We start from the raw sequence: 25,705 nt of genomic DNA, 5'->3' as shown, positions 1-25,705 counted from the left end.
CATGCAAAACGTCAGCGTATCGGTCAAAGACCTGTCGTTGAGCTTCGGTGCCGTCACTGTGCTCGACACGCTCAACCTCGACATCAAGGACGGCGAGTTCCTGGTGCTGCTCGGCTCGTCCGGCTGCGGCAAGTCGACCCTGCTGAACTGCATCGCCGGGCTGCTCGATGTCAGCGACGGGCAGATCTTCATCAAGAACAAGAACGTCACCTGGGAGGAGCCCAAGGACCGCGGCATCGGCATGGTGTTCCAGTCCTACGCGCTCTATCCGCAGATGTCGGTGGAGAAGAACCTCTCCTTCGGCCTGCAGGTCGCCAAGGTGCCGAAGGAAGAGATCGACAAGCGCGTCAGCCGCGCCGCCGAGATCCTGCAGATCCAGCCGCTCTTGAAGCGCAAGCCTTCGGAACTCTCGGGCGGCCAGCGCCAGCGTGTGGCGATCGGCCGGGCGCTGGTGCGCGATGTCGACGTGTTCCTGTTCGACGAGCCGCTCTCCAACCTCGACGCCAAGCTGCGCTCGGAACTGCGCGTCGAGATCAAGCGGCTGCACCAGTCGCTGAAGAACACGATGATCTACGTCACCCATGACCAGATCGAGGCCTTGACGCTTGCCGACCGCATCGCGGTCATGAAGAGCGGCGTGATCCAGCAGCTTGCCGATCCGATGACGATCTACAACGCGCCGGAAAACCTGTTCGTCGCCGGCTTCATCGGTTCGCCGTCGATGAACTTCTTTCGCGGCGAACTGCAGCTGCGCGACCAGCGCGCCTACGTCCACGCCAACGGCGTCGATTTCGACGTGTCGGCCTATCCGTCGCGCGCGCCCTTCGTGCATGGCCAGAAGGTGGTGCTGGGCTTGAGGCCCGAGCATGTGCGCGTCGACGAAGCGGCAAGTGGCGCGCCGGCCTCGCACCGGGCGGTCGTCGATATCGAGGAGCCGATGGGCGCCGACAATCTGCTGTGGCTGAAGCTTGCCGGACAGTCGATGTCGGTTCGTATCGCCGGCCAGCGGCGCTATGCGCCGGGCACGGCGGTCACGCTTTCCTTCGACATGGGCGTCGCCTCGATCTTCGATGCGACAAGCGAGAACCGACTCTGAAATAAGGAGATGCCGGGCGGCCACCGCTGCCCGGCACCTCCCAGCAATGACTGTGCCGGCGTGGCCGGTCGATCTATGGAACCATGCGCATGCTCTCTGAGGATTTCACCCGCACCGCCATTCGTCTCGATCTCGCAGGGGATTGGCAACTTTCTTCCGTCGACAATAGCCATGCGCTGGCAATGGAGTTGCCGGGCGATGTGCATTCGGCGCTGCTGAAGGCCGGCGTGATCGACGACCCGTATGTGGGGCGCAACGAAAACGACGTGCAGTGGGCGGCGCACAAGGACTGGGTGATCGAGCGCACGGTCACGGTCGGTGCCGACGACATTGCCGGCTACTGGTATCTCGACCTTGAATACCTCGACACGGTTGCCTCGGTGTTCGTCAATGACAAGCTGGTGCTTGAAGCGGAGAATTGCTTCCGACGCTATCGCCCGGATGTCTCGAAGACGCTGGTTGGAGGCGAGAACCGCATCCGCATCGTGTTGCATTCCTCGATTGCCGAAGGCGCGCGGCGGCAGGCGGAGCAGCCCTTCTACGTGCCCTATCACCCTGGCAATTCACCGATCGCCAACGGCAATATGCTGCGCAAACCCCAGTGCCATTTCGGCTGGGACTGGAACCTCGCGATCGCGCCGCTCGGCGTCTACGGAGAGATCGCCCTTTGCCGGCTGGAGATCGCCCGCATCGAGCATGTGACGAGCAAGCAGGTCTGGCTGGAGGATGGCAGCGTCGATCTGGTGGTGACGCTGACGCTCTTTGCCGATGGGCCGGGTATTGTGCCGGTGCACTTCTCGCTCGACGAGGACCGCGAACGGCTCGATTGCGCCGTCGGCAAGGGCGAGACCCGCATCACCCATGTCTTCACCGTGAGCGAGCCCAAGCGCTGGTGGCCGGCTGGAAGCGGCGAGCAGGACCTGTCGCGGCTGACCGTCGAGGTGCCGCAGGAGCAGGTGACGCGTCAGATCGGTTTCCGCACCGCCGAGCTTCTGACCGACAAGGACGAGGCCGGCAGCCGCTTCGCCTTCCGCGTCAACGGGCGCGAGATCTTCTGCAAGGGCGCCAACTGGATCCCGGCCGATGCGCTGGCGTCGCGGGTGACCCGCGAAGGCGTCGAAGACCTTTTGACCTCGGCTGTCGATGCCAACATGAACATGATCCGCGTCTGGGGCGGCGGCTTCTACGAGCCGGACTGGTTCTACGATCTGTGCGACCGGCTGGGCCTCATGGTCTGGCAGGACTTCATGTTCGCCTGCAACCTCTATCCTTCGACGCCGGATTTCCTGGAGAATGTCGCAGCCGAGGTGGACTACCAGGCCAAGCGCCTGTCGTCGCATCCGTCGATCGCGGTCTGGTGTGGCGACAACGAGCTCGTCGGCGCGCTCACCTGGTTCGATGAGCCGCGCAAGGATCGCGACCGTTATCTCGTCTCATATGACCGGCTGAACCGCACCATCGAGGTGGCGCTGAAGGCGGCGCTGCCCGAAGCGATCTGGTGGCCGTCGAGCCCGGCGTCGGGATATCTCGACTTCGGCGACGCCTGGCATGCCGATGGTTCCGGCGACATGCACTATTGGTCGGTCTGGCACGAAAACAAGTCCTTCGACAATTACCGCACCGTGCGGCCGCGCTTCTGCTCGGAGTTCGGCTTCCAGTCCTATACGTCGATGCCGGTCATCCGGCAGTTTGCGGCCGAGAAGGACCTCAATATCGCGTCGCCCGTGATCGAGAGCCACCAGAAGAATGTCGGCGGCAACGAGCGCATCGCCGGCACGATGTTCCGCTACTTCCGTTTCCCCAAGGATTTTCCGGCTTTCGTCTATCTCAGCCAGGTGCAGCAGGGGCTGGCGATCCGCACGGCCGTTGACTACTGGCGCTCGTTGAAGCCCCATTGCATGGGCACGCTCTACTGGCAGCTCAACGACACCTGGCCGGTCGCCTCCTGGTCGAGCCTCGACTATGGCGGCAGCTGGAAGGCGATGCACTACATGGTCCGTCGCTTCTTCCAGCCGGTCTCGGTCGCAGCGATCCCATCGGCAGATGGAAAGGAAATCGCGTTCTCGATGGTCAACGATACGGCAGAGCCGGTGACCGTCGCGCTGCAGACCTTCCTGGTTTCGCTCGATGGCCAGCGCACGCCGCTCGCGGCGGTCGCCGGTACCTGCAGCCCGGACCGGGCGGCAACGCTGGCGACGATCGCGGCCTTCGACATTCCGGAAGGCGACCTGCTGTTCTGGTCGTTCGAGGCATCGAACGGCATGCGCGGTGAGGGGCACCACGTCAACGGCACCTACAAGGCGCTCGACCTCAAGCCGTCCGGCCTGACACTCGATGTCGCGCCCGCAGGCGAAGGCGCCTTCGACGTCACGGTCAAGGCGAGCGGCTTGGCGCTGCATGTGATGATCGAGGCGGATGTCGCCGGGCGCTATTCCGACAACGCCTTCGACCTCTTGGCCGGCGAGACGAAGGTCATCCGTTTTACCCCGAAGGTGCTGTTTGACGCAGGTGAGCTGCCGCGCTTTTCCGCCTTCGATCTCGAATCCTGCCAGGGAAAGGGTTGACCGCCATGAAACGCAGCCACCTCAACGACATCATCGCTGAGAGCGATGCCTTCATGAAGAGCTTCGGCTTCACCCTGCCACCCTTTGCCTACTGGTCGCCGGAGCAACTGAAGGCGCGCGTCGCTTCCGACAGTCCGACGATCTTTGATGCCCGGCTCGGCTGGGACATTACCGACTATGGCAAGGGCCGCTTCGACGAGTTCGGGCTGGTGCTCTTCACGCTGCGCAACGGCAATGCCGCCAATCTGAAGACCGGGCAGGGCATGGTTTACGCCGAGAAGCTGATGATCACCGCCAAGGACCAGGTCAACCCGCTGCACCGTCACGCGGTCAAGACCGAGGACATCATCAACCGTGGCGGCGGTTCGCTGGTGCTGCAGATGTACAATTCCAGACCGGACGGCTCGGTTGACGAGGAGAGCGACGTCGTTGTCGCGACCGATGCACGGCTGCGCACGCTGAAAGCTGGCGACCTGCTGAAGCTCAAGGCCGGTGAAAGCGTCACACTTCTCCCTGGCAACTGGCACGCCTTCTGGGCCGAGGGCGCCGACGTGCTGATGGGCGAAGTATCGACCGTCAACGACGATCTCACCGACAACTATTTCCGCGAGCCGGTCGGTCGCTTCTCGGCGATCGAGGAGGACGCAGGCCCCGCCCACCTCTTGGTGTCGGACTACGATACCTGGCTCAGGTGATACCGAGACCCCAACAACCCCAAGATCCCACTATCCCAAGACCCCCAGGACGAAATCGAGGAGGATTTCATGAAGGACGTCAGTTTCCAGCTTTATAGCGCTCGCAATTTCCCGCCTTTCGCCAATGTGCTGAAAGCACTCGGCGACGCCGGCTACAGCCAGGTCGAAGGTTACGGCGCGCTTTACGCAGCGCTCAGCGACGCCGAGATCGCCGCCTTCAAGGAAGGTCTCGACGACAATGGTCTCGCCATGCCGACCGCGCACTTTGGCCTGGACATGCTCGAAAGCGATCCAGCCCGCGTGCTCGAAATCGCCAAGGCGCTCGGCATCAAGGCGATCTATTGCCCCTACCTGATGCCCGACCAGCGCCCGACCGATGCCGCCGGCTGGCGCGCCTTCGGCGAGCGGCTGCAGAAGGCCGGCAAGCCCTATCGTGATGCCGGCCTGATCTTCGGCTGGCACAACCACGACTTCGAGTTCGCGGCCCTTCCGGATGGCAGTATTCCGCAGGACCTGATCTTTGCGGGCGGACCGGATCTCTCCTGGGAGGCCGATATCGCCTGGATCATCCGCGGCGGCGCCGATCCGATCGCCTGGATCAAGAAGTATGGCGACCGCATCACCGCCGTGCATGTGAAGGACATCGCGCCGACAGGCGAGAAGAAGGACGAGGACGGCTGGGCCGATGTCGGCGAGGGCACGGTCGACTGGAAAGGCCTGTTTGCGGCACTTTCCGGCACGAAGGCCCGCTACTTCATCGCCGAGCACGACAACCCGAGCGATTTCAAGCGCTTCGCCAAGCGTTCGCTCGCCTCCATCCAATCTTATTGAGAAGCAGGTTTATCCATGACCAAGGAACTTGGCGTCGGCATCATCGGATGCGGCAACATCTCCACCACCTACTTCAAGCTTGCCCCGCTTTTCCGGGGCATCAAGGTTGTCGCCTGCGCCGACATCAACCCGGCGGCAGCCGAGGCGCGGGCGGCCGAATACGGCGTTCAAGCTGAGAGCATCGAGGCGCTGCTCGTCAATCCCGATGTCGACATCGTCGTCAACCTGACCATTCCGGACGCGCACTATCCGGTCTCCAAGGCAATCCTCGAAGCCGGCAAACACGTCTATTCGGAAAAGCCGCTGGTGCTCTCCCTGGAGCAGGGCGAGGAGTTGAGGGCGATCGTCAAGGCGAAGGGCCTTTCCGTCGGCTGCGCGCCGGACACCTTCCTCGGCGGCGCGCATCAGCTTGCCCGTAGCTATGTTGACGCGGGCAAGATCGGCCGGGTGACCTCGGGCACCTGCCACGTCATGAGCCCGGGCATGGAGATGTGGCATCCGAACCCGGACTTCTTCTTCCTGCCCGGCGGCGGCCCGATCCTCGATCTCGGTCCCTACTACATCGCCAACCTGATCAACCTGATCGGCCCGGTGAAGCGCGTGGCGGCGCTCGCCACCATGGCCAACCCGACCCGCACGATCACCAGCGAACCGCGCAAGGGCGAGGTGATCCCGGTCAAGACGCCGACCAACATCCACGCGCTGCTCGAATTTGAGAACGGCGCGACGATCACGCTGTCGGCCAGCTGGGATGTCTGGTCGCACCGCCATGCCAACATGGAGCTTTACGGCACCGAAGGCTCGCTCTACGTGCCCGACCCGAACTTCTTCGGCGGCACGGTGGAAGCAAGCGGCTGCGACAAGAAAATCGAGCCGCTGGAGCCCTGGGATCATCCTTTCGGTGTTGCCAACCAGGAGCATCCGCAGGGGCCGATGGCGAATTACCGCACCGCCGGCCTTGCCGACATGGCGCTCGCCATCCTCGAGGGCCGCGATGCCCGCTGCTCGCTCGACCGCGCGCTGCACGGCGTCGACGTCATGGTGTCGATCCTGAAATCTGGCGAGGAGGGACGTTTCGTCGAACTCTCCACCACTTGCACCCAGCCGGCCGCCCTCGGCATCGAGGAAGCTCGGGCACTCTTGCGCGAGACCGAAGAAGAAATGTCGGGAAATCGCGTCGCTGCCGCTTCATAGCGACACCGGAGAGGTTTAGACCTTTGTGAACTGAGGTTTCCGTAGCGGCCAACCGCTACGGAAACCGTTTCATTTTTGAGGGTGGCGGACGAGTTCGCCATCCGGAGATCGATCGCGGAGGATTGTGCGATGACCTGGCTACCGGCGGAAAACCGCTACGACACCATGAAATATAACCGTCTCGGCCGTTCCGGCCTGAAGCTGCCGGCGATCTCGCTGGGGCTTTGGCACAATTTCGGTGGCGACACACCGCATGACCGCAAGGTCGACATGTGCCGCACGGCGTTCGATCTGGGCATCACCCATTTCGACCTCGCCAACAATTACGGCCCGCCTCCGGGCTCGGCCGAGACTGCCTTCGGCGAAATCATGCGCACGGACTTCGCGCACTTGCGCGACGAACTGATCATCTCGTCCAAGGCCGGCTACGACATGTGGGCCGGCCCCTACGGCGAATGGGGCAGCCGCAAGTACATGATCGCATCCTGCGACCAGAGCCTGAAGCGCATGGGCCTCGACTATGTCGACATCTTCTATTCGCACCGTTTCGACCCGGAGACGCCGCTCGAAGAAACCTGCGGTGCGCTCGACCATATCGTGCGCTCGGGCCGGGCGCTCTATGTGGGGATTTCCTCCTACAACTCGCAGCGCACCCGCGAAGCCGCCGCGATCCTTAAGGATCTCGGCACGCCTTGCCTCATCCACCAGCCGAGCTACTCCATGCTCAACCGCTGGATCGAGGACGATGGGCTGATCCATACGCTCGAAGATCTCGGCATCGGCTCGATCGTTTTCTCGCCGCTCGCCCAGGGCATGCTGACGACGAAGTATCTTGGCGGCATCCCGTCTGATAGCCGCGCGGCGCAGAACCACTTCCTGAAGAAGGACTTCATCCGCCCCGAGATCATCGACAACATCCGCAAGCTGAACGGTATCGCCGAAAAGCGCGGCCAGACGCTGGCGCAGATGGCGCTTGCCTGGGTGCTGCGCAACGGCCGGATCACCTCGGCACTGATCGGCGCCAGCCGCTCCGAGCAGATCGTCGATTGCGTCAAGGCGCTCGAAAACGACACGTTCACGGCCGACGAACTGGCCGAGATCGATCTCTATGCGCGCGAGGCGGACATCAACCTCTGGGCCAAGTCGGCCGAGCTCTGATTTCGACCGAAAATATTGATTTGCCTGCATTTTAGGCAAAGCACATCGCTTTCCGGCGTATTAGACAAAAGTCGAATAAACGCCGGAAGGCGGCTTCTGGACATGGTCCGGTGTTTCTGTAAGGTGCGACAATGCCTGCCGGTTGCGGTGCTGATCTCAGTCGCTTTCGGCGGGTAACGAGGAGGAGAGCCACCGTTTGTCCGGGAAGGGGCAGGGTGGATTGATGGGTAGAGGCGCGCTGCGCCCGCCCTTTGGCGAGAACTAGGGGAGGAACCATGGATCGCCGTTCATTCATTAAAAACGCAAGCCTCGGCGGCTTGGCGGCCGCAGGTGCAGCCGCGCTTGCGACGCCGGCCATCGCGCAGGCAAACCCGAAGGTGAACTGGCGCCTGGCGTCGTCGTTCCCGAAGTCGCTCGACACGATCTATGGCGGCGGCGAAGTGCTGTCGAAATACGTCTCGGAGGCAACCGACGGTGCTTTCCAGATCCAGGTCTTCGCTGCCGGCGAAATCGTTCCAGGCCTGCAGGCCGCTGACGCGGCTGCTGCCGGTACGGTCGAAGCCTGCCACACGGTCGCATACTATTACTGGGGCAAGGACCCAACCTGGGCGCTCGGTGCAGCCGTTCCCTTCGCGCTCAACGCGCGCGGGATGAACGCCTGGCACTACCATGGCGGCGGTATCGACCTCTTCAACGAGTTCCTCGGCACCCAAGGCCTCGTCGGCTTCCCCGGCGGCAACACCGGCGTGCAGATGGGCGGCTGGTTCCGCAAGGAAATCAAGACGGTTGCCGACATGCAGGGCCTGAAGATGCGCATCGGTGGTTTCGCCGGCAAGGTCGTCGAGAAGCTCGGCGTCGTGCCGCAGCAGATCGCCGGCGGCGACATCTACCCGGCGCTGGAAAAGGGCACCATCGACGCTGCCGAATGGGTCGGCCCCTATGACGACGAGAAGCTTGGCTTCTACAAGGTTGCGCCCTACTACTACTATCCCGGCTGGTGGGAAGGTGGTCCGACGGTTCACGCCATGTTCAACAAGGCGGCCTTCGAAGGCTTGCCGAAGAACTACCAGTCGCTGCTGCGCACCGCCTGCCACGCCACTGACGCGAACATGCTGCAGAAGTACGATTACCTGAACCCCTCGGCGATCAAGCGCCTGGTGGCTTCGGGTGCCAAGCTCAGCCCGTTCAGCGCCGAAATCCTGTCAGCCTGCTTCGACAAGGCCAACGAGGTCTATGCGGAGATGGAAGCCTCGAACCCGACCTTCAAGAAGATCTGGGACTCGATCAAGGCCTTCCGCGGCGAGTACTACCTCAACGCCCAGATCGCCGAATACAATTACGACACCTTCATGATGATCCAGCAGCGCGGCGGCAAGCTCTAAGCTTTCCCCTCATTGCCGATTGAAACGAGCCGTTCGCGATATCCGTTGCGGGCGGCTTTTTCGTTGCCGCGCGCACGGCGTATTGCTGCGCGCCGTACTGAGCGCATTTCGTGGTAAGGTTGCTGCCTCAACAGGACGGAGGAAGAGCCATGCCAAGCGAAGGCCAATCGGTCGTGCTCGGCCCCGACGAGGGTCGCCGCTACGACATGGGCGCCATCCAGGCGGTCTTCAAAGCCGATGGCGCTGAAACCGCTGGTCGATTTTCGGTCTCGGAATGGTGGCTCGATGCCAGGCACGAGGGACCGGGCGCCCACAAGCACGACGACAACGACGAGATCTTCTACGTGATCGAGGGCACGGCGAGCGTGCTCGTCGGCGACATCTGGCACCAGAAGCCGAAGGGCTCGCTGTTCGTCATCCCGCGCGGGACGATGCATGACTTCAAGAACGAGAGCGAAGCGCGCATGGGGCTGCTCAACGTTTATGTCGGCGGTCCATTCGAGGAGGCGATGCCGATGATCGTCGACTGGTACCGCGACAATCCGGCCAAGCGGCTGGATTGAACGAGTTCGGTCGTCTCAGCGATTGTAGAAATGGAAAGGGCGGCTTATCGGCCGCCCTTTGCTTTTCTGTCTGCCAGCGGTCCTACTTGAACGACGGCGGCTGGCTGAGGTCGTTTGAGGGGGCCGGCTGTGGCTGGGCACCCGGGCTGCCAAACGACGGAGGCTGGCTGAGGTCGTTCGACGGAGCGGTCTGCGGCTGGGCTCCACCCTGATCGGCCGGCTTCTGGTCGAGCGGGCTGCCGCCTGGAAGCTGCAGGCCGCCGGGCAGGCCGAGACCGCCACCGCCGGCGCCGAAGCCGGGCACCTCGATCTTGATGGTGTTCGGATCGACGCCCGTTCCGGTTCCCTTGTAGTGCATGACCATCTGCGGGAACATGATCGTCAGGCCCACCATCACGATCTGGATACCGACGAAGGGTACGGCACCCCAGTAGATCTGGCCGGTCGTAACGGGCTGGATCGACTTGCCGGTGATCTTGTCGAGATAGGGCACCTTGGCCGCGACCGAGCGCAGGTAAAAGAGCGCGAAGCCGAAGGGCGGGTGCATGAAGCTCGTCTGCATGTTGATGCCGAGGAGCACGCCGAACCAGATGAGGTCGATGCCAAGCTTGTCGGCAGCGGGCGCAAGCAGCGGCACGATGATGAAGGCGAGCTCGAAGAAATCGAGGAAGAACGCCAGGAAGAAGACGAGCAGGTTGACGGCAATCAGGAAGCCGGTCTCGCCGCCCGGCATCGCCGTCAGCAGGTGCTCGACCCAGATATGGCCGTTGACGCCATAGAAGGTGAGCGAGAAGACGCGTGCACCGATCAGGATGAACAGCACGAAGGCGGAAAGCCTTGTCGTTGCCGTCAGTGCGCCGCGCACGACGTCCAGATTGAGACGACCCTTGGCGGCCGCCATGATCAGCGCGCCGACTGCACCCATGGCGCCGCCTTCGGTCGGCGTTGCGATGCCGAGGAAGATGGTGCCGAGGACGAGGAAGATCAGCGCCAGCGGCGGGATCAGCACGATGATGACCTGCTGGGCAAGCCTCGACATCGCATTGATCTTCAGGCCGCGGTCGAGCAGGGCGACGATATAGATGAAGGCAACGCCCACTGTGCCGCCGAGGATATCGGCGTTCTCGCCCTGGGTCGGGTAGAGATAGACGTGGGCGGCATAGGCAATGCCGGCTGCGACCGCGAGCGCGATGAACAGCGAGGTAACGCCGGAGCCCAGCGTGCGGGCTTCCAGCGGCAGGGCCGGCATGGAGTCACGCTTCAGGATCGTCATGATCAGGATGTAGACCATGTACAGTCCGGTCAGCACCAGGCCCGGGATCAGCGCGCCGGCATACATGTCGCCGACCGAACGGCCGAGCTGGTCGGCAAGAACGATGAGCACGAGTGACGGCGGGATGATCTGGGCGAGCGTGCCGGAAGCCGCGATAACGCCCGAGGCGACCTTCCGGTCATAGCCGTAGCGCAACATGATCGGCAGCGAGATCAGGCCCATGGCGATGACCGAGGCGGCAACGACGCCTGTCGTGGCTGCAAGCAGCGCGCCGACGAAGATGACCGCATAGGCAAGACCGCCGCGGATCGGGCCGAAGAGCTGGCCGATCGTGTCGAGCAGGTCTTCCGCCATGCCCGATTTCTCGAGCACGATCCCCATGAAGGTAAAGAAGGGGATGGCAAGCAATGTGTCGTTCGACATCACCCCCCAGAACCGGTCAGGCAGCGCGTTGAGCAGCGGCCAGGAGAGGTTGATCGAATCCGACAGCGGCGCGAGTTCGACGCCGATGATGAAGAAAAGCAGGCCGTTGGCGGCGAGCGAGAAGGCGACCGGGTATCCCAAAAGCAGGAACACGATCAGTGACGCGAACATGATCGGCGCCAGGTTTTCAGCAATGAATTCGATCATGGACGGGTCTCCGGAGACACGACATCGTCAAGCGGCGCATGGGTCGGCACATAGGGTGTCGGGTCTTCCATGTTTCCGGTCATGATCGCGATTTTCTTGATGATCTCCGACACGCCCTGGAAGGCCAGCAGCAGGAAGCCGAAGAGCAGGATGGCCTTGGCCGGCCAGATGATCAGGCCGCCGGCGGATGATGAGACCTCGCCCGAGACGTAGGACATCTTCACATAGGGGAAGAGGTAATAGAGCACGAGCAGCACGAAGGGCATCAGGAAGAGGAGGTGCCCAAGAAGGTCGATCCAATGCTGCACGCGGCGCGAGAACTGACCGTAGACCACGTCGATGCGGATGTGCTCGTTCTGGCTCAGGGTATAGGCGGCCGCAAACATGAAGGCGGCGCCGAACAGATACCATTGCGCCTCGAGCCAGGCATTCGACGACATGTTGAAGATCTTGCGGATCACTGCGTTGCCGGCGCTGACGAGAACAGCGGCCAGGATCAGCCATGAAACGCTCTTTCCGATAAATTCCGTGATCGTGTCTATAAGTCGGCTAAAGCCGAGCAAAGCTCTCATCGATTTCCTCCCCGCGATGGCTTTTATGGTTCTTGTGCCAAGCATAGCCAGAGTGCCGATTTCAAGCGCACGTTCAAGTCTGAGGTGCGATTTTCCCGTGTAGTTCGGCCGCCTCCGACTAAAGTAGAATAGGGTGATCCAGCGCTTTGCCCATTGTTTGTGCAATCCGGTTGCAGACGGCGAGGCACGGCGATCGTCAGCCGCCTTAAGGTGCACATCGCCGAGCGAATCGATGTGGAAAGCCGGTCACAGGCGATACGACGCGCGAATTACTGCAACGTTGCAGGCTTGAATTTGTATGATTTTTGAGGTCGGATGGCGCCGCCAAGGGAGGACGCCTGAACCATGACTGCCATGATCCGAAACCCCATTCTGCCGGGCTTCAACCCGGACCCTTCGATCTGCCGTGTCGGCGACGACTATTACATCGCGACCTCCACCTTCGAATGGTACCCGGGTGTGCAGATCCACCATTCGCGGGATCTGGTGAACTGGCGACTCGTCCGCCGGCCGCTGGAGCGGGCAAGCCAGCTCGACATGCGCGGCAACCCGGATAGCTGCGGCGTCTGGGCGCCGTGTCTTTCCTATGACGATGGCCTGTTCTGGCTGGTCTACACCGACGTCAAGCGCTTCGACGGCAACTTCAAGGACGCGCACAACTACATCGTCACGGCTGAGGCGATCGAGGCGACCTGGTCGGATCCGGTCTACGTCAATTCCTCCGGCTTCGACCCGTCGCTCTTCCATGATGACGACGGCCGCAAGTGGTTCCTCAACATGCAGTGGAACCACCGCACCGAAAGCTTCGGTGGCTCGCCGAAACATCCGGCCTTTGACGGCATCCTGCTGCAGGAATGGGACGAACGGACACGCAGGCTCGTCGGCCCCGTGAAGAACATCTTTGCCGGCTCACCACTCGGCCTCGTCGAGGGGCCGCATCTGTTCAAGCGAAACGGCTGGTATTATCTGACGACGGCGGAAGGCGGGACCGGCTACGACCACGCCGTCACCATGGCCCGCTCACGCGCGATCGACGGCCCCTATGAGATGCATCCGGATATCTTTCTGATCACGTCGAAGGACCACCCCGAAGCGCCGTTGCAGCGCGCGGGCCACGGCCAATATGTCGAGACGCCAGATGGGCAGGCCTATCATACGCATCTGACCGGCCGACCGCTGCCTCCCGGACGGCGCTGCACGCTCGGTCGCGAGACGGCCCTGCAAAAATGTGTCTGGCGCGATGATGGCTGGCTCTATCTCGAAAACGGCGGCCCGGTGCCGGAGGTGCTCGTGCCGGCGCCGGGACCGACGGGGCAGGTGCCGACACCGGTGATCGCGGAAACGCATTTCGACGGCCAGGCATTGCCCGTCGAGTTCCAATGGCTGCGTACGCCGGAACCGGAGCGGATCTTCTCGCTCGAATGGCGGCCGGGCCACCTCAGGCTGTTCGGCAGAGAGAGCATCGGCAGCTGGTTCGAGCAGGCGCTGGTCGCGCGGCGGCAGGAGCATCATTCCTTCCGCGCCGAGACGACGGTCGATTTCACGGCCGTAACCTACCAACAGGTTGCAGGTTTGACGCATTACTACAATCGCCACAAGTTCCATGCGCTCGGCATCACCTGGCACGAAACGTTGGGCCGGGCGCTGACGATCCTCTCATGCCCCGGCGATTTTCCGCACGGCCGGCTGCAGTTCCCCGTCGGCAGCGGCATCGCCATTCCCGATGGTCCGATCGACCTCGCCATGGACGTTCGCGACAATGACCTGCAGTTCTTCTGGCGGGCGACCGCAGCGGTGGATTGGCAGCCGATCGGCCCGGTTCTCGATGCGGGCGTGGTCTCCGACGAGGGCGGCCGCGGCGAGCATGGATCCTTCACCGGGGCCTTCGCCGGCATGTTCGCCTTCGATACCTCAGGCGCGGGCAAGGCTGCCGATTTCGACCGCTTCCGCTACGTCAGCCTTACGGCAAGTTGATCTGTAAACATTAGAATTATGGAATAAGTGATGGATATCATTACGCATTTGTAATGTAGAGTTTCATATTCGGTTCAGGAAGCGGGGTCTAATTTTCGGGTGCAGACAAAGAAAGGACACCCGAATGAAACGTCTCCTGATCGCGCTCGTCGCCAGCTCCGTTCTGATTACGCCGGTCGCAGCCCTTGCCCAGCCGGCAGGATCCTTCGAGGTGGCGCAGAACTATGATCGTTCGCGTCGATCCGTCGATCGCGATTACGATCGTCACATGGACCGCCGCGTGGATCGTCACGTCGACAAGCACGTCACGATCGAAAAGCGGGTGATCGTCAAGAAGAAGGAGCGCTGGGCGCGCGGCCATCGCCTGTCGCCGGCCGAGCGCCGCCACATGGCGCAGGTGCGCGACTACCGTTACTACAAGCTTCGCCAGCCGCCGCGCGGCCAGCAATGGGTACGGTCCGGCAACGACTTCCTGCTGATCAGCCTTGCCACCGGCGTCATTGTCGGCCTGGCGGCAGCACGCTGATAAGGCACTCTGGGTTCAGCGAAGGGGCGGCGTTTTCACGCCGCCCCTTCGCCTTTTCGGTAACCGGCGCGTGGGTTTTGCCGGTCGCCAAAAAGCAGGAGTTCGATAGCGCCTGCCGCTTCCGGCGCGTCCCCATCTGCGGGTTCATCTCCCAGAAACGGATCGAACATCGGCACCGGCCGCCCGGCGGCGTTGAGCGCCATGCAGGTGAAGCGCGGTCGGCGCGGTACGCGCGCGGCGTCTGCCATCAGGCGGCCCGTGGCGACCAGCTGGCGAAGGGGTCGGCAAGATCGCGCCAACGTTCCGGACGAAAGCGCTCGTCGGCGATCAGGCAGGCATCGAGTTCGGCACGAAGCTCCGCCTCGTCCATCGGGTCGGCGCCGATGAAGACGATCTCCTGGCGACGATCACCCCAGACCGGGTCCAGGTAGGGACCGACCGCCTTCAGGAAACCTGGTTCGCGCGGCCATTGCTCCTGAGGCACGGCCGACCACCAGAGCCCCATCTTGCCGGTCCGCACAAGCGGGCCGGCCTGGCTGATCTCGCCGACATAATGCGGTCGGGTGGCGAGCCAGAAGAAGCCCTTGGCGCGAAGCACGCCCGGCCAGGAACGGTTGAGGAAGGCCTGGAAGCGCATGGGATCGAGCGGACGTCGAGCGCGATAGACGAAGGAGCGGATGCCGTATTCCTCGGTCTCCGGGATATGATCCTTGAAGCCGTGCAGTTCCTTGTACCAGAGCGGATGTTCTTCGGCCTTGGCGAGATCGAAGCGGCCGGTTCCAAGCACCTCGCGCAGGTTCACCTTGCCGAAATCGGTTTCGATCAACCGCGCATCGGGATTGAGCCCGACGATGATCTTGCGCGCGGCATCCACCTGCTCGGGCGTCGCAGTGCCGACCTTGTTCAAGACCACCACATCGGCGAACTCGATCTGCTCGACCAGGAGGTCTACGAGGGTGCGTGTATCGCCTTCGCCCGCCGTTTCGCCACGGTCGGCGAGGAAATCGAGCGAGGAATAGTCGGCCAGCAGGTTCGCGGCATCGACCACCGTCACCATCGTGTCGAGCCGCGCGACATCGGCCAGGCTTTCACCGTCCTCGTCGCGAAAATCGAAGGTGGTGGCGACGGGCAGGGGCTCGGAAATGCCGCTCGATTCGATCAGCAGATAGTCGAAGCGGTTCTGTTCGGCGAGGTTGCGGACTTCCTTCAGGAGATCGTCGCGCAGCGTGCAACAGATGCAGCCATTGGTCATTTCCACCAGTTGCTCTTCCGTGCGCGACAGACCGGCACCACCATCACGCACCAGCGCCGCATCGATGTTGACCTCACTCATGTCGTTGACGATGACGGCGACGCGCAGCCCGTCGCGGTTGGAAAGCACGTGGTTGAGCAGTGTCGTCTTGCCGGCGCCAAGAAAGCCGGAGAGAACGGTGACAGGGAGCTTTTCCATCGATTGGTTCCTGTATGTTATATCGTTACGAATACCGTCGGTTAAAAAGGCGAGCGCGTTTGCTCGCCTGATACGAGTGCGAAGTTTGGCACCGGACCTCTGGGCTGAACCCAACTTGCCGGCAGGTCGCCGTTCCAATCTCTCGGTCGCCTGTGGCTAGTCTTTCCGTCAATCCTCCTTGACCCGAGGTTCCAGCAGGCGGCCCGGTTCTGCACCCATCTCGCCGAGGATGGCCAATCCCGAGAATGATAGAGAGAGGGGCGGGCGCCCGTATAGCCGAGCCAAGCGAGCGCCCACCGAGACCGCCTTGGGAGGTCGGGTCAGCTTGCCGAGGCGAGGCAGGTCTTCAGCGAGGTGCCGATCCCTTCCATCATCTGGAAATAGAGATCCGGGCCGGCCTCCAGCGTGCCGGCTTCCGGGTCGAGCGTACCGGATTTCGCCGGCGTTCCCTCGATCACCACATTGATCAGCTTCGGCTCGAACTGCGGCTCGGCAAAGACGCAGGTGGCACCGAGTTCCTTGATCTTGGCATGGATCTGCGACACCCGATCCGCGCCGGGCAGGACCTCAGGGCTGACGGTGATCGAGCCGGCGACGCGAACCTTATAGCGGTGCTCGAAATACTGGTAGGCGTCGTGGAAGACGACGAAGGGCTTGTCCTTCACCGGTGCCACGGTTTCCGTGAGCTTGGCGTCGAGCGCATCCAGGCGCTTGTTCAGGGCGTCCAGATTGGCCTTGTAGCCGCCCGCATTGGCAGGATCGGCCTCAGTGAGCGTCTTTTCGATCTCGGCGGCCATCGCCTTGGCATTCATGGGATCGAGCCACATGTGCAGATCGGCATCGCCGTGGCCGTGATCGTGGTCATGGCCGTGATCGTGCCCCGCTTCGCCCTCGGCATGCTTGTGGCCTTCCTCGCTATGGCCTTCTTCACTGTGGCCTTCGTCGCCGTGGTCATGCGCCTCGAATGCACCGCCTTCGCGGAATTTCAGCTTCTCGATGCCGGGCGCTTCGCTGAGCTCCACCACCTTTGCGCCGCTGCTCAAGGCGTCGAGCGGCTTGTCGAGGAAGGCTTCGAGGCCGGGACCGACCCAGAAGACCACCTTTGCCGCCTGCAGGGCCGAGGCGTTCGAAGGCTTCATGTTGTAGGTGTGCGGCGAGGCGGCGCCCTCGACGATTAGCGACGGCTCGCCCACACCCTGCATGATCGAGGCGACAAGGGAGTGGATCGGCTTGATCGAAACCACCACATTGGGACTGTCCGCTGCGGCGGGTGCCGCAAGAAGCATGGTAGAGGCAAAAAGCAGGGCGGATGTCGATTTCATCGGGTTCTCCGGGCTTGATTGGCGTGCCTGCCACATCGGCCAGGCGCGCTTCGGGCATGCAAAACTGTTACTCCAACGGGCCGTTGCCAGCCTTGAAGTCGCCATGTAATGTTATTACATCAATTGCGTTATGCTATAACGTGTGCGATAGCCAGTGGCAACCATGCAATCCGGAATTTTTTCATGCTGAATTTCCGTTCCCCAGAAGCGCTGCCGCTGGTCAATCTCAGCAATGCCGGCGTGCGCCGCAACGGTCGCTGGCTGGTGCGTGGCGTCGAATTCTCGATCAGCCCGGGCGAGATCGTCACGCTGATCGGCCCGAACGGCTCGGGCAAATCGACGACCGCGAAGGCGGCGATCGGCGTTTTGAAGCCGGATGAGGGCTATGTCGAGCGCAAGCCGGGCCTGAAAGTAGGCTACGTGCCGCAGAAGCTTGCCGTCGACTGGACGCTGCCTTTGACGGTCGAACGACTGATGACGCTGACCGGCCCCTTGAAGGGGCGGGAGATCGAGGAGGCGCTGTCGGCGACCGGCGTGCTGCATCTGGCGAAATCCGAGGTGCAGCATCTCTCCGGCGGCGAGTTCCAGCGCGCGCTGCTCGCCCGCGCGATTGCCCGCAAGCCGGACCTGCTGGTGCTCGACGAGCCGGTGCAGGGCGTCGATTTCAGCGGCGAGATTGCGCTCTACGAACTGATCAAGCAGATCCGCAACCGCACAGGCTGCGGCATTCTCCTGATCTCGCACGACCTGCATATCGTCATGGCCGAGACCGATACGGTCGTTTGTCTCAACGGCCATGTCTGCTGCCGCGGCACGCCGCAGGCGGTCAGCCAGAGCCCGGAATATCAGAAGCTTTTCGGCAGGCGGGCCGCCAATACGCTTGCGGTCTACAGCCACCACCACGACCACACCCATTTGCCCGACGGCCGGGTGCTGCATGCGGACGGTTCGATCACCGAACATTGCTATCCCGGTGACGGCCATCACCACGACGATGAGGAAAACGTGCACGACCACGGTGAGGATTGCGGCTGCGGCCACCATTCGCGGCTGCACGGCTATGACGTGAAGGAGAAGCGCGATGCTTGACGATTTCTTCGTGCGCGCGCTGATCGCCGGCATCGGCATTGCCGTCATGGCCGGGCCGCTCGGCTGCTTCGTCATCTGGCGGCGCATGGCCTATTTCGGCGACACCATGGCCCATTCGGCGCTGCTCGGCGTGGCGCTATCGCTGCTGCTCGAGCTCAACCTGATGCTCAGCGTCTTCATCGTCGCGGCCGTGGTCTCGGTACTGCTTCTCTTCCTGCAGCGGCGCGGGGCGCTGTCGACCGATGCGCTGCTCGGCATCCTCTCCCATTCAGCACTTTCCTTCGGCCTCGTCATCGTTGCCTTCATGACCTGGGTGCGCATCGATCTCGTCGGCTTCCTCTTCGGCGACATTCTGGCGGTCTCCGAGTCCGACATCGACATCATCTGGGGCGGCGGCATCCTCGTCATATTCGCGATTGTCTATCTCTGGCGGCCGCTCCTGGCCTCCACCGTCAATCCGGAACTGGCGGAAGCCGAGGGTCTGAAGCCAGAACGCACGCGGCTCTTTTTCATGCTCTTGATGGCGCTGGTGATTGCGATCGCCATGAAGATCGTCGGCATTCTGCTCATCACCTCGCTGCTGATCATCCCGGCGGCAACGGCACGGCGCTTCTCGACCTCGCCGGAAGTGATGGCGGTACTCGCATCGGTCATCGGCGCGCTCGCCGTCACCGGCGGACTTTTCGGCTCGCTTCACTGGGATACCCCGTCGGGACCGTCTATCGTTGTTGCCGCGGTTGGGCTTTTCGTTCTGAGTCTGCTACCGATCGGCCGCCGCCCGCTCGAGGCGGCGCATCATTCCACGCCTGGAGGGCACCACTAATGGCTACGCCGCAACTGACCAAGAACCAGACGTTGGTGATGGATGCGCTCAGCCACTCCGAAGGGCCGATGAGCGCCTACACCATTCTCGACAAGCTGCGCGATCACGGCTTCCGCGCCCCGCTGCAGGTTTACCGCGCACTCGACAAACTGCTCGAATATGGCCTCGTGCATCGGCTGGAAAGCCTGAATGCCTTCGTCGCCTGTTCCTGCCCGCATGACCACGAACACGATCACGGCGTCACCGCCTTCACCATCTGCGAAGGCTGTGGCCAGGTGACCGAGTTTCATGACGAGGCGATCGAGCAGCGGCTTTCGACGCTGACGCGGGCGCAGAACTTCAAGACCGAGAAGACGACGATCGAGATCCGCGGCCATTGCCAGAGCTGCGCATAAGGGCAACTCCTTCAGAGCCCGTGGAAAGCCTACCTTGAGGTGTTTGGCGCTCAGTCCAGCCGGGTGAGGTCGGCGGCGTAACGCCGCCAGTTCTTGACGTAATGCGCTGCCGAGCGTTTCAAGCCTTCGACCGCCGCATCATCCAGCGTGCGGATCGCCTTGGCCGGCGCGCCGACGATCAACGAATTATCCGGAAATTCCTTGCCTTCGGTGACGAGCGCATTGGCGCCGACCAGGCAGTTGCGGCCGATCTTGGCGCCGTTAAGCACGGTCGCGCCCATGCCGATCAGCGAGTTTTCGCCGATGGTGCAGCCATGGATGATGGCGCCGTGCCCGATGGTGCAGCCTTCGCCGATCGTCACCGGGAAACCGGGATCGACATGGATGACGACGTTTTCCTGGATGTTGGTGCGCGCCCCGAGCCGGATGGGCTCGTTGTCGCCGCGCAGGGTTACGCCGAACCAGATGCCGACCTCTTCGCCGATCTCGACCTGGCCGATGACATTGGCGTCCGGGGCCACCCAATAGCTGCCCTTCGGCGGCGTCTGTGGGCGAAGTGATCCAAGGGCGTAAAGCGGCATCCATTCTGTCCTTTCGCAACATGCCCGATCGGGGCCGGCCGGCAGGCGGCGGGCCGCCTGCCGGAAGTGAGCCGGTTAGACGACGCTGACGGCGAGCGCCGCAACCCCATCGACGCCGCAGGTGACCTCGTCACCGCGCGCGACCGGTCCGACGCCCGAGGGCGTGCCGGTCATGATGACGTCGCCGGGGGCCAGCGTGAAGAGTTTGGAGAGTTCGGCGATGATTTCCGGCACTTTCCAGATCATCTGGTCGAGATCGCCCTGCTGGCGGAGTTCGCCGTTGACCTTCAGCCAGATATTGCCGTTGAGCGGATGGCCGATCGTTTCGGCCGATGCGATCGCCGAGAGCGGGGCGGAATGCTCGAACGCCTTGGCTGCAGCCCAGGGCTTGCCAGCCTTCTTCGCCTCCGCCTGCAGGTCGCGGCGGGTGAAATCGATGCCGACGGCATAGCCGTAGACGCAATCGAGCGCGTCCTCGACGGCGATGTTGCTGCCGCCACGTTTCAGGGCGACGACCAGTTCGACCTCGTGATGAACGTCGGTGGTCAAGGGCGGGTAGGGGAAGGCGCTACCGGCTGCAAGCAGGTTGTCCGGGTTCTTCTGGAAGAAGAACGGCGGCTCGCGGTCCGGGTCGTGGCCCATTTCGATCGCGTGGGCTGCATAGTTGCGGCCGACGCAATAGACCCGGCGAACCGGAAAGCCGACGAGGCTGCCGGAAATCGGCAGCAGCACGGGAAGCGGTGGGGGGATGATTGTTTCCATGATCGTCCGGTCTTGGGCGTCCGCCTGTCGCAACCGACAGGAAGAGCACCGCGCGTTTGTTGGGCGTTCGCCGTTGGCCGATTTCGGTTGAGGCGAGGCAAGAGAGAATCCGGACGTTACTGCATAAATCCGCGAATCGGAATCGATCCGCAGAAAAATTAAGAACAAGGATTGGGGACGAAGATTTTGATTAAGGCGCGCCCGCCTGGGCGCGCGCGATCACGGCATCCGAAAGGATGCCATCGTCGGCAAAGTCAGGCGCAATGAGCGTAGGCCTGAAGCTGGTCTCGGGTCAGGAACCGACCGTCCGAACGCGAGTTGAGTTCAGGATGGCTGTATTCGAGGCTGGGGACCTGGGGAAGCTCAAGGGCCTGGCGCACGGTCATGATGCCGAGATCACGACGGCCACCTTCACGCTTCACGGTGACTTCAACGATGCGATAGAGATTGCTCTCGCTCATATGTTCTCTCCCGTATATCGTTTTTCTTGAATTCCCTTAATGGGACTAAGGCGCTCCGAAATTGGTTTTTGTGAGGCACCTCAGAATATAGTAGAAAGAAATGAATGCTTCACGACAGAAATCGGGCCATTTCTGGAAAAATCACCCGAGATTGGGCAGTAATGTGCTGAAATGATGCGTTTGCTGGGCGAATGCCCGGAGCCTGAATAATCGTACGCGGCCGTCAAAGGCCCAAGGTTTCAATCAAAAAAGTCATCGTGTCGCTTGCCCGATGGCAAACGCTCGCCGCCTTCCAGCGGCACCTTTCGTTCAGCGCCGGTAGGCGCGTTAGTGCGTAGGCAACTCGGCTTCTTCGGCGGCCGAGATGAACAGCGATCGGGCCTCTTCTGCGGTGCGACGGCCGTCGATGGCGGCGCGGCAGGCACTGCGGGCGGCCACATAGAATGGTCCGCGGCGAGGCCAGTGGTCTGCAAGGCAGGCGAGGGCGTCTGAGGGGCCTTTGACGGTGCGGCAATCGCCGCTAACGAAGTCGAGTTCGATCGGCTGTTTCCAGACTAATTGCATGCGTCTCCTCCTCGAGATCATCTCAATGAACATCGGCATTTGCGACCGCCGGCCTCTGGCTCCTCTCGAGAAGGTCGGCAGTCGATCTTGCTAATGTAGCGCAGGAGTTCGGTTTTGTAAGCAGCTTTTCGGTTATGGCAGGACAGGCTGCCGCCGGCGGCCGCTCCGCCTGGCGCGAGTGCCGCGATTGGCGTTATCTGGGGATGCCACGCTGAAAGCTTTCGGCGAAGGCGCGACCGGCAATAAGCAGGCGTCCTTCGCTGGTATTGCCTGCGAGATAGTCGTCGATCAGCATCCTGGCATGCCGCCGCGCAGGCTCCCCGTCTCGCGCCCAGCCCTGTTCGATGCAAAGCGCGTCAAAGACGCGCTGCAACCGCTCCATGTCGGCCTTCGACAGCGCCAGGCATTGTGTCGCTCGCAATGGGGCCACCCGTCCCTCCCACAAGGCCGCATTCCCGCGCGCACTATGGCAGAAGGCCGGCGAATTGAACCCCTCGGGAATGAGGGGTTATACGGGCACGCCCGTTGCCGTCGGAATTGTCAGGCCGCCGGGACGACGCGGTCCACCTTGGTTCGGCGACCGCCTTCCTCGATCCGGTAATAGTCGGAGCCGATCTGCGCATACTGGTCGCAGCGCCGGCCGCCATCCTCGAAGGTGATGCAGACCTCGTCGCCGGTGATCGTGTAGCTGCCGCCATCGCGCACCTCGTAGTCACGATAACCGTAGCGGCCGTCGGGGAAGAAGGTGGAGTTGACGCCGTTGAGATTATACCGCAGCGTCTTGCCGACGAGGAAGGCCTGGAGCGCATCGCCCGAAAGCGTCGGAACGGACGGGGCGGTCGGCCGGGGTTTTGCGACCTCAGGCGCCTCCAACTCCATCGATTGGCACCCGGCCAAGAGAAGCGTGAGAAGTGCCGCGATCGCGCGTTTCATGCCGTCTGTCCTTATTCCTGTGACCGGTAACGATACAGGAACGCTGCCCTAGTCCTGTCCGCGGTCGCCGTCAACCCCGTGCTGTGCGTAGCGGCGGGGCTGAGGCGAGCCGATCATCTGCCTTCTTTCCGTTGGCAATTGCGAGTTTCGTCCTTTGTGAAACGAATGCGCAAAAAGCGCTTGTCGCTCAAAAAAGGCTTGTGCCAACCGCGGCAGCGACCGTGGCCGCCAGCGCCAGCAGCAGAAATGCGGCGCCGATGACGGTCGCTATTGTCCGTCGGCGCCGTGCGCCGCTCCAATCGTAGCTCATGTTTCGCTCCGATGACGATCCAGTCGAGGCGGCAAGATGTGCGATTCTTCTTAACAAAGTGGAAACCATGCCCGGCGCGGAGCCGCCGTCGGCAGGAGGCTATCGGCGGCGGCCGTGTTGCCGGCACCTTGCTGGTGGCCCCGTCAGTGCCGTATCGCGAGGAGCTCAGGGGAGTTGTCGCAACGCAGGCGCTTGTCGCTGCAGCGCTGATCGTTGTGACGCCGTGCGATCCGTGGTAGCTCGTCGCGCAGTTGTACGAATCCCGACGATGGGTTCGGTTACCCTGCCGTTGATTTCGGAGCGTTTTTTCGCAGTTCCGAGGATCGGGCGCGATCGGCTGACCAAGCGGCGTGCGCCTTCGGCCCACACACGTCAAGATGGAAGGAAGCAGGGGGTATCCATGCGCTGCCTGGTGATCAATCTCGACCGTTCTCCTGAGCGACTGATCCACATCGGAAGCCAGTTTTCCACCTTCGGCCTGAATTTTGAGCGCGTGGCTGCCGTTGACGGGCGAGAGCTCGATGACGCCGTGTTCGCGATGCAGCCGGTGTCGAAGCAGTGGAAGAGGATGAACAAGGCTGAAATCGCCTGCTTCATGAGCCATCGGAAGTGCTGGGCCATCATCGCGGAAGGGAGCGATGCCTATGGCGCGGTGATCGAGGACGATGTCTTCTTTTCGCCGAGCGCAACCCAGGCGCTGTCGTCATCGGATTGGATCCCGGCCGAGGTGGGCCTGCTGAAGATCGAAACTTTCCGGCAGAAGGTGTTTCTCAGCCGTGCCCGTGTGCTCGCCGATGCCGGGCGCACGATCCATGCATTGCGGGGATGCCATGTCGGCACGGGCGGCTATGTCATCTCTCGGGACTATGCAAAAAGACTGCTTGAGCTTTCGGAAGGGGCGTTTCCATGCCCTGTCGATCATTTCATGTTCGACGATGAGGTGCCGCGGCCGGACGACTGCCGCATTCATCAGCTCTATCCGGCCGTCTGCATCCAGGGCATGCTTCTCGACAGCGCCGACCCGGCGCATGGAAGCACGATCCGCAAGCCGGCCGGAGCAGCGGCTCGCGTGAAGTTGAGGCTCAAGATACATCAGAAGCTCTGGCGCGAGTGCAAGCGACTGTCACTGCAGGTGGCGGCGTTGCCGCCGTTCCTCTTGCGCAGCATTCGCTACCGCTGGACGACCGTTCCCTTTGGCTGACGGGTCGCGTTGCTGAGGCCTCCTCGTTGCCTCTCATTGCCGTAGGTGTCTAAAGCTCGCTTTCTTCGGCGTCGCGTTATATAAGCCCGGCAACACTAGATAATGCCTGCTGGCGGCATGCGCGAATATTCGGCGCTGCCCTTGCCGCGGCCATTGAACAAGAGACGCACGAAAGATGACTGAGACCGCAGGAAAAGCTGCGCGCACAAAGGCGTATTTCAACGCACCGGTCTTCGCCGTTGCGCCCATGATCGACTGGACGGACAGGCACTATCGGTTTTTCGCGCGGCAGCTATCGAAGCATGCGCTGCTCTATACGGAAATGATCGTCGCCGAGGCGATCCTGCGGGGGGACAGGCAGAGGCTGCTCGGTTTTGACGTATCCGAGCATCCGGTGGCGCTGCAGCTCGGTGGTAACGATCCGGCGAAGATGGCGGAGGCGGCACGGATCGCCGAAGGCTTCGGTTATGACGAGATCAACATGAATGTCGGCTGCCCGTCGGACCGGGTGCAATCCGGAACGTTTGGCGCCTGTCTGATGCAGGAGCCGCAAACGGTGGCCGCCTGCGTGGCGGCGATGAAGGCGGCGGTTAAAATCCCGGTTACGGTCAAGTGCCGTATCGGTGTGGACGACCAGGATCCGGAAGTGGCGTTGCGCACGCTCGTCGCGCAGGTGATCGATGCCGGCGCAGACGCCGTCTGGGTGCATGCCCGCAAAGCCTGGCTACAGGGCCTGAGCCCCAAGGAGAACCGCGAGGTCCCGCCGCTCGACTATGGCCTTGTGTATCGGCTGAAGCAGGAAAATCCCAATCTTTTCATTGGTATCAACGGCGGTCTTCAGACCCTGAATCAGGCGCTTGAGCAGCTTCCGCATCTGGACGGCGTCATGCTCGGCCGTGCTGCCTATCACGACAGCGCCATGCTGACAGCGGCCGATCGCCATTTCCCGCATCCGCTGACTGGCGCCAAGCCAATCGTCGAAGACGGCGCCACCTTCTCAGAGCGCGGCCATCGTCTCGATCTTGATTTCTGGGCGGAGGTCCGCGACGCCATGGCCGATTACGCCGCTGCGCATATCGCCAATGGCGGCCGGCTGATCCACGTGACCCGCCACATGGTCGGCCTGTTCCAGGGCTGGGCGGGTGCGCGACGCTATCGCCAGATCCTGTCCTCCGATGCGACCCGCCAGGGCGCGGGGCCGGACGTTATCTACGCGGCCTTCGACGCGGTCTTCGAGGCGACGGCGGCCAAGCAGGCGGCGGAGTAGGCGGTCGCCGAGTGTGCGGGCGCCGCGGGGCGTTCGAGGGTAAGTGCCGCAGACCTCTCCGTTTGTCGTCCTCGAGTTCGCCCGAGCGC

At 62.6% G+C, this 25,705-nt stretch carries 27 protein-coding genes; 15 read left to right on the top strand and 12 right to left on the bottom strand.

All coding sequences use genetic code 11. The features are described 5' to 3' along the window. Position 1 precedes the first annotated feature (1 nt). The 8 genes from IB277_RS08535 to IB277_RS08500 all read left to right on the top strand — a co-directional run bounded on the left by IB277_RS08535 (position 2) and on the right by IB277_RS08500 (position 9,483). Positions 2–1,096 carry an ABC transporter ATP-binding protein gene (locus IB277_RS08535; protein WP_034788421.1) on the top strand — a complete coding sequence of 365 codons (1,095 nt, stop codon included), beginning with the start codon at positions 2–4 and terminating at the stop codon, positions 1,094–1,096. Between the two features lie 89 nt (positions 1,097–1,185). Further along, positions 1,186–3,660: a glycoside hydrolase family 2 protein gene (locus IB277_RS08530; RefSeq protein WP_090293964.1), complete on the top strand. Its 2,475-nt coding sequence runs from the start codon at positions 1,186–1,188 to the stop codon at positions 3,658–3,660. A 5-nt stretch (positions 3,661–3,665) separates the two neighbouring features. Continuing rightward, a complete protein-coding gene (locus IB277_RS08525) occupies positions 3,666–4,355 on the top strand; it encodes a D-lyxose/D-mannose family sugar isomerase (RefSeq protein WP_090293962.1) in 690 nt (229 codons plus the stop codon). A 69-nt stretch (positions 4,356–4,424) separates the two neighbouring features. Further along, positions 4,425–5,186 carry a sugar phosphate isomerase/epimerase gene (locus tag IB277_RS08520; protein ID WP_090293960.1) on the top strand — a complete coding sequence of 254 codons (762 nt, stop codon included), beginning with the start codon at positions 4,425–4,427 and terminating at the stop codon, positions 5,184–5,186. A gap of 15 nt (positions 5,187–5,201) precedes the next feature. Further along, positions 5,202–6,380, top strand: coding sequence for a Gfo/Idh/MocA family protein (locus tag IB277_RS08515; RefSeq protein WP_090293959.1), 1,179 nt, complete (start codon positions 5,202–5,204; stop codon positions 6,378–6,380). 129 nt (positions 6,381–6,509) lie between these two features. Next, complete coding sequence (gene mgrA, locus IB277_RS08510; RefSeq protein WP_034788432.1) at positions 6,510–7,538, top strand: L-glyceraldehyde 3-phosphate reductase; 1,029 nt, start codon at positions 6,510–6,512, stop codon at positions 7,536–7,538. A gap of 275 nt (positions 7,539–7,813) precedes the next feature. Further along, the gene (locus tag IB277_RS08505; RefSeq protein WP_034788435.1) at positions 7,814–8,920 is read left to right on the top strand and encodes a TRAP transporter substrate-binding protein; all 1,107 of its coding nucleotides are present in this window, start codon (positions 7,814–7,816) and stop codon (positions 8,918–8,920) included. A gap of 149 nt (positions 8,921–9,069) precedes the next feature. Next, entirely contained in the window at positions 9,070–9,483 is a 414-nt protein-coding gene (locus tag IB277_RS08500; RefSeq protein ID WP_090293957.1) for a cupin domain-containing protein, read from the top strand. Positions 9,484–9,565: 82 nt separating this feature from the next. Here IB277_RS08500 and IB277_RS08495 read toward each other — a convergent pair whose 3' ends face one another. Further along, positions 9,566–11,386, bottom strand: coding sequence for a TRAP transporter large permease subunit (locus IB277_RS08495; protein ID WP_034788443.1), 1,821 nt, complete (start codon positions 11,384–11,386; stop codon positions 9,566–9,568). After that, a complete protein-coding gene (locus IB277_RS08490; protein ID WP_034788445.1) occupies positions 11,383–11,958 on the bottom strand; it encodes a TRAP transporter small permease subunit in 576 nt (191 codons plus the stop codon). Before IB277_RS08490 ends, IB277_RS08495 begins: the two co-directional genes overlap by 4 nt. Positions 11,959–12,303: 345 nt before the next feature. Between IB277_RS08490 and IB277_RS08485 the strand changes: the two genes are divergently transcribed. Next, positions 12,304–13,932 carry a glycoside hydrolase family 43 protein gene (locus IB277_RS08485; RefSeq protein ID WP_060600947.1) on the top strand — a complete coding sequence of 543 codons (1,629 nt, stop codon included), beginning with the start codon at positions 12,304–12,306 and terminating at the stop codon, positions 13,930–13,932. 124 nt (positions 13,933–14,056) lie between these two features. Further along, positions 14,057–14,458, top strand: coding sequence for an RcnB family protein (locus IB277_RS08480; RefSeq protein WP_089044173.1), 402 nt, complete (start codon positions 14,057–14,059; stop codon positions 14,456–14,458). Between the two features lie 35 nt (positions 14,459–14,493). Here IB277_RS08480 and IB277_RS08475 read toward each other — a convergent pair whose 3' ends face one another. The 3 genes from IB277_RS08475 to znuA form a co-directional block, all read right to left on the bottom strand. Then, on the bottom strand, positions 14,494–14,706 hold the full coding sequence (locus tag IB277_RS08475) for a hypothetical protein (protein ID WP_060600944.1): 213 nt from the start codon (positions 14,704–14,706) through the stop codon (positions 14,494–14,496). Beyond that, entirely contained in the window at positions 14,706–15,908 is a 1,203-nt protein-coding gene (locus IB277_RS08470; RefSeq protein ID WP_034788454.1) for a GTP-binding protein, read from the bottom strand. Before IB277_RS08470 ends, IB277_RS08475 begins: the two co-directional genes overlap by 1 nt. A 320-nt stretch (positions 15,909–16,228) precedes the next feature. After that, positions 16,229–17,230, bottom strand: a complete 1,002-nt coding sequence (gene znuA / locus IB277_RS08465; RefSeq protein WP_090293954.1) for a zinc ABC transporter substrate-binding protein ZnuA — start codon at positions 17,228–17,230, stop codon at positions 16,229–16,231. Between the two features lie 183 nt (positions 17,231–17,413). Between znuA and IB277_RS08460 the strand changes: the two genes are divergently transcribed. Genes IB277_RS08460 through IB277_RS08450 form a run of 3 tightly spaced genes read left to right on the top strand, consistent with a single transcriptional unit; the run spans position 17,414 to position 19,537 of the window. Further along, entirely contained in the window at positions 17,414–18,319 is a 906-nt protein-coding gene (locus IB277_RS08460) for a metal ABC transporter ATP-binding protein (RefSeq protein WP_060584952.1), read from the top strand. Continuing rightward, positions 18,312–19,142: a zinc ABC transporter permease subunit ZnuB gene (gene znuB, locus IB277_RS08455; protein ID WP_034788464.1), complete on the top strand. Its 831-nt coding sequence runs from the start codon at positions 18,312–18,314 to the stop codon at positions 19,140–19,142. Before IB277_RS08460 ends, znuB begins: the two co-directional genes overlap by 8 nt. Next, the gene (locus IB277_RS08450; RefSeq protein ID WP_034788467.1) at positions 19,142–19,537 is read left to right on the top strand and encodes a Fur family transcriptional regulator; all 396 of its coding nucleotides are present in this window, start codon (positions 19,142–19,144) and stop codon (positions 19,535–19,537) included. Before znuB ends, IB277_RS08450 begins: the two co-directional genes overlap by 1 nt. A 50-nt stretch (positions 19,538–19,587) precedes the next feature. Here the strand turns inward: IB277_RS08450 and IB277_RS08445 are convergent, their stop codons facing one another. The 7 genes from IB277_RS08445 to IB277_RS38620 form a co-directional block, all read right to left on the bottom strand. Next, a complete protein-coding gene (locus IB277_RS08445; RefSeq protein ID WP_060520643.1) occupies positions 19,588–20,118 on the bottom strand; it encodes a gamma carbonic anhydrase family protein in 531 nt (176 codons plus the stop codon). Positions 20,119–20,193: 75 nt separating this feature from the next. Further along, positions 20,194–20,880: a fumarylacetoacetate hydrolase family protein gene (locus IB277_RS08440; RefSeq protein WP_060520644.1), complete on the bottom strand. Its 687-nt coding sequence runs from the start codon at positions 20,878–20,880 to the stop codon at positions 20,194–20,196. 254 nt (positions 20,881–21,134) lie between these two features. Further along, the gene (locus IB277_RS08435; protein WP_034788476.1) at positions 21,135–21,341 is read right to left on the bottom strand and encodes a hypothetical protein; all 207 of its coding nucleotides are present in this window, start codon (positions 21,339–21,341) and stop codon (positions 21,135–21,137) included. Between the two features lie 327 nt (positions 21,342–21,668). Further along, positions 21,669–21,905 (bottom strand): DUF982 domain-containing protein, encoded by a 237-nt coding sequence (locus IB277_RS08430; RefSeq protein ID WP_082566472.1) that lies wholly within the window; start codon positions 21,903–21,905, stop codon positions 21,669–21,671. A gap of 193 nt (positions 21,906–22,098) precedes the next feature. After that, positions 22,099–22,335 (bottom strand): hypothetical protein, encoded by a 237-nt coding sequence (locus IB277_RS08425; protein ID WP_252160559.1) that lies wholly within the window; start codon positions 22,333–22,335, stop codon positions 22,099–22,101. 110 nt (positions 22,336–22,445) lie between these two features. Next, on the bottom strand, positions 22,446–22,838 hold the full coding sequence (locus IB277_RS08420) for a hypothetical protein (RefSeq protein ID WP_060584956.1): 393 nt from the start codon (positions 22,836–22,838) through the stop codon (positions 22,446–22,448). Between the two features lie 187 nt (positions 22,839–23,025). Next, positions 23,026–23,148 carry a hypothetical protein gene (locus IB277_RS38620; protein WP_255380892.1) on the bottom strand — a complete coding sequence of 41 codons (123 nt, stop codon included), beginning with the start codon at positions 23,146–23,148 and terminating at the stop codon, positions 23,026–23,028. A gap of 400 nt (positions 23,149–23,548) precedes the next feature. Here IB277_RS38620 and IB277_RS08415 point away from each other — a divergent pair, with 400 nt between their 5' ends. Together IB277_RS08415 and dusA are read left to right on the top strand one after the other, a co-directional pair. Further along, complete coding sequence (locus tag IB277_RS08415) at positions 23,549–24,349, top strand: glycosyltransferase family 25 protein (RefSeq protein ID WP_210339592.1); 801 nt, start codon at positions 23,549–23,551, stop codon at positions 24,347–24,349. Between the two features lie 175 nt (positions 24,350–24,524). Continuing rightward, the gene (gene dusA / locus IB277_RS08410; protein WP_090293951.1) at positions 24,525–25,616 is read left to right on the top strand and encodes a tRNA dihydrouridine(20/20a) synthase DusA; all 1,092 of its coding nucleotides are present in this window, start codon (positions 24,525–24,527) and stop codon (positions 25,614–25,616) included. Positions 25,617–25,705 lie beyond the last annotated feature (89 nt).

The organism is Ensifer sp. ENS07 (genome assembly GCF_014852185.1).
Lineage (GTDB): Bacteria > Pseudomonadota > Alphaproteobacteria > Rhizobiales > Rhizobiaceae > Ensifer > Ensifer adhaerens.
The sequence above is the reverse complement of the archived record's forward strand: the minus strand, read 5'-3'. Positions and strand labels throughout refer to the sequence as shown.

Bases quoted from the DNA above. Each gene is read 5' to 3' on its own strand.
- dusA (WP_090293951.1), top strand. From the start codon at position 24,525: ATGACTGAGACCGCAGGAAAAGCTGCGCGCACAAAGGCGTATTTCAAC.
- IB277_RS08415 (WP_210339592.1), top strand. From the start codon at position 23,549: ATGCGCTGCCTGGTGATCAATCTCGACCGTTCTCCTGAGCGACTGATC.
- IB277_RS08500 (WP_090293957.1), top strand. From the start codon at position 9,070: ATGCCAAGCGAAGGCCAATCGGTCGTGCTCGGCCCCGACGAGGGTCGC.
- IB277_RS08515 (WP_090293959.1), top strand. From the start codon at position 5,202: ATGACCAAGGAACTTGGCGTCGGCATCATCGGATGCGGCAACATCTCC.
- IB277_RS08505 (WP_034788435.1), top strand. From the start codon at position 7,814: ATGGATCGCCGTTCATTCATTAAAAACGCAAGCCTCGGCGGCTTGGCG.
- IB277_RS08450 (WP_034788467.1), top strand. From the start codon at position 19,142: ATGGCTACGCCGCAACTGACCAAGAACCAGACGTTGGTGATGGATGCG.
- IB277_RS08530 (WP_090293964.1), top strand. From the start codon at position 1,186: ATGCTCTCTGAGGATTTCACCCGCACCGCCATTCGTCTCGATCTCGCA.
- mgrA (WP_034788432.1), top strand. From the start codon at position 6,510: ATGACCTGGCTACCGGCGGAAAACCGCTACGACACCATGAAATATAAC.
- IB277_RS08525 (WP_090293962.1), top strand. From the start codon at position 3,666: ATGAAACGCAGCCACCTCAACGACATCATCGCTGAGAGCGATGCCTTC.
- IB277_RS08480 (WP_089044173.1), top strand. From the start codon at position 14,057: ATGAAACGTCTCCTGATCGCGCTCGTCGCCAGCTCCGTTCTGATTACG.
- IB277_RS08420 (WP_060584956.1), bottom strand. From the start codon at position 22,838: ATGAAACGCGCGATCGCGGCACTTCTCACGCTTCTCTTGGCCGGGTGC.
- IB277_RS08440 (WP_060520644.1), bottom strand. From the start codon at position 20,880: ATGGAAACAATCATCCCCCCACCGCTTCCCGTGCTGCTGCCGATTTCC.
- IB277_RS08520 (WP_090293960.1), top strand. From the start codon at position 4,425: ATGAAGGACGTCAGTTTCCAGCTTTATAGCGCTCGCAATTTCCCGCCT.
- IB277_RS08445 (WP_060520643.1), bottom strand. From the start codon at position 20,118: ATGCCGCTTTACGCCCTTGGATCACTTCGCCCACAGACGCCGCCGAAG.
- znuB (WP_034788464.1), top strand. From the start codon at position 18,312: ATGCTTGACGATTTCTTCGTGCGCGCGCTGATCGCCGGCATCGGCATT.
- IB277_RS08460 (WP_060584952.1), top strand. From the start codon at position 17,414: ATGCTGAATTTCCGTTCCCCAGAAGCGCTGCCGCTGGTCAATCTCAGC.
- IB277_RS08490 (WP_034788445.1), bottom strand. From the start codon at position 11,958: ATGAGAGCTTTGCTCGGCTTTAGCCGACTTATAGACACGATCACGGAA.
- IB277_RS08485 (WP_060600947.1), top strand. From the start codon at position 12,304: ATGACTGCCATGATCCGAAACCCCATTCTGCCGGGCTTCAACCCGGAC.
- IB277_RS08495 (WP_034788443.1), bottom strand. From the start codon at position 11,386: ATGATCGAATTCATTGCTGAAAACCTGGCGCCGATCATGTTCGCGTCA.
- IB277_RS08470 (WP_034788454.1), bottom strand. From the start codon at position 15,908: ATGGAAAAGCTCCCTGTCACCGTTCTCTCCGGCTTTCTTGGCGCCGGC.
- IB277_RS08430 (WP_082566472.1), bottom strand. From the start codon at position 21,905: ATGCAATTAGTCTGGAAACAGCCGATCGAACTCGACTTCGTTAGCGGC.
- IB277_RS08535 (WP_034788421.1), top strand. From the start codon at position 2: ATGCAAAACGTCAGCGTATCGGTCAAAGACCTGTCGTTGAGCTTCGGT.
- IB277_RS08475 (WP_060600944.1), bottom strand. From the start codon at position 14,706: ATGGCAGACGCCGCGCGCGTACCGCGCCGACCGCGCTTCACCTGCATG.
- IB277_RS08435 (WP_034788476.1), bottom strand. From the start codon at position 21,341: ATGAGCGAGAGCAATCTCTATCGCATCGTTGAAGTCACCGTGAAGCGT.
- znuA (WP_090293954.1), bottom strand. From the start codon at position 17,230: ATGAAATCGACATCCGCCCTGCTTTTTGCCTCTACCATGCTTCTTGCG.
- IB277_RS38620 (WP_255380892.1), bottom strand. From the start codon at position 23,148: ATGAGCTACGATTGGAGCGGCGCACGGCGCCGACGGACAATAGCGACC.